Consider the following 1,853-nt stretch of genomic DNA (forward strand, 5'->3'; position numbering starts at 1 on the left):
TCTTAATTATCTTGGTTCAGATGATAATGGGTATATCTAACCAGAGCCAGCGTGATATTCTCTGATAGGATTGTTTCCTGCAATTTTTTTAGCAACAGAACGGTTGGGAGCCATGATGTTGGTTGCTCCACGTTTAACCATATTTTGAGCAACTTTTTGAGTAACCCAACGTTGAGCAATAAATCGAGTGCCTGTCATAACACCCACCGCAACCAAAGGAGCAACCGCCCCCTCCGTCTCTTGCATTTCTACAAGCGTCATGTCTTTTGCTTGCAGATTTTCTACATCATCAAAAGCAAAAGACAAGTCTACCTCTTGGGTGGTTGTTTTTGCTGGCGTGGCAGTAGAATTAACTTTTGCAAATGCAGGAGCGATAGACACAACAGCTGATAATGCTAAAATTGATAATTTTTTCATCATAATTCCTTAAGAATACAAGTCCAAACCGTCAGCAAGACTTGATAAAGTATGATTGTGCTGACTTGCGTGGTATTATGGTACGTTTTTTTATGTTGTCAAAGGGTTTTTTAAATAAGTATGCATTTTTCATAAACTGTTTAACCTATTATTTTATCCGCCAATAAGTCATCGACCGTTAGGGGTAGGCGTGGGCGAGAAGGGGTAGAGCCAACAAAGCAAATAGAAAATATTTTGTATAAAAATCCCTTTTATTGCTTGGTTTTAGCCACCAATGGAAATAATAGCAAATCTATTTGATAGGAAAATAGCTTGTACGCCACAATCATTAAAAAGCCAATTATCGTTAAAAAATAGCTATTTATGTACACACCAACAGACATCATAGCTATCAAGGCTATCATTAGGCTTGCGGAAAAGAATATTGGTGTTTGCACGGTTTTTTGACAACAAGGGCACTTGCTAGAATATTCTAAGACATCGATACATTTTTTATGACAGCTAGGGCATTTTTTCATAGTTTGTTTAACCATAACACTTTGTTTTTATAAAATTCAAACCACTCACATAGGGAGCGATTTGAATTTTTTATAAATAAAATTGGCAATAAATTATTAGGTTCTAGTTTAAAAAGTATGCTATTAAAAAACCGTTCGTGGTGAGCTTGGGAAACCTAACGGTTTTCCTACCCGTAGGCATAGCTCAGGGCGAACGGAAAATCGTATCAGCATACTTTTTGAGTCACTACCCAATGGCTTTATATATGGAGTGCACAACTTTATAAAAACAACAAACCAACAAACCAATTGGGTTTGTTTGTTGATGACTTGCTAAACTTCAAAATAATCAAATATGATGTACAAAAAACTACCAATAAATGACATACCCAATGACATTAAAAATGTTCTTAGAATAAATCCATTTAGCAAGCCAAATATTACAAAATTGAAAGCTAACATGACAAAAAAGTACATACAAAAACTTTTTATCATGCTACCAACCTTTGCCTCCTAGATATTTAGCAACACCGCCTCCAACAGCACCAGCAACAAAGCCACGACCAGCAGCTCCCCATGACCATTTGCCAGTATTGCTATAATGATTCCATGCGTTTGCACCAGCACCAATCGTTCCCATGACCCCCATGCGAATACCATAAGCAACCGCAGGAGCAACCGCCCCCTCCGTCTCTTGCATTTCGGTGGTGGCCATCTCTTTTGTTTGCAGATTTTCCGCATCACCAAAAGCAAAAGATAGGTCAACTTGTGGGGTTGTGGTGGAAACAGTTGTTTGGGGTAATACAATTGTTTGTGTATCCACACTCGGTGTGGTATAATGAGAAGTCGTCTCTGCAAATGCAGGAGCGATGGCTACGGTAGCACTTAGTGCTAGGATTGAGAGTTTTTTCATATGTTTTCCTTATTAACGTTGTGAAA

The 1,853-nt window shown here is 38.2% G+C and carries 2 protein-coding genes; both read right to left on the reverse strand.

Annotated features, from left to right (window positions below):
• Positions 1-36 precede the first annotated feature (36 nt).
• Positions 37-417, reverse strand: a complete 381-nt coding sequence (locus K941_RS16595) for a hypothetical protein (RefSeq protein ID WP_051226070.1) — start codon at positions 415-417, stop codon at positions 37-39.
• Between the two features lie 993 nt (positions 418-1,410).
• Positions 1,411-1,827: a hypothetical protein gene (locus K941_RS0112465; RefSeq protein ID WP_029103847.1), complete on the reverse strand. Its 417-nt coding sequence runs from the start codon at positions 1,825-1,827 to the stop codon at positions 1,411-1,413.
• Positions 1,828-1,853: the final 26 nt, after the last annotated feature.

Source organism: Moraxella caprae DSM 19149, from assembly GCF_000426885.1.
Lineage (GTDB): Bacteria > Pseudomonadota > Gammaproteobacteria > Pseudomonadales > Moraxellaceae > Moraxella > Moraxella caprae.

Coding starts and splice junctions, on each gene's coding strand:
- K941_RS0112465 (WP_029103847.1), bottom strand. CDS start 1,827: ATGAAAAAACTCTCAATCCTAGCACTAAGTGCTACCGTAGCCATCGCT.
- K941_RS16595 (WP_051226070.1), bottom strand. CDS start 417: ATGAAAAAATTATCAATTTTAGCATTATCAGCTGTTGTGTCTATCGCT.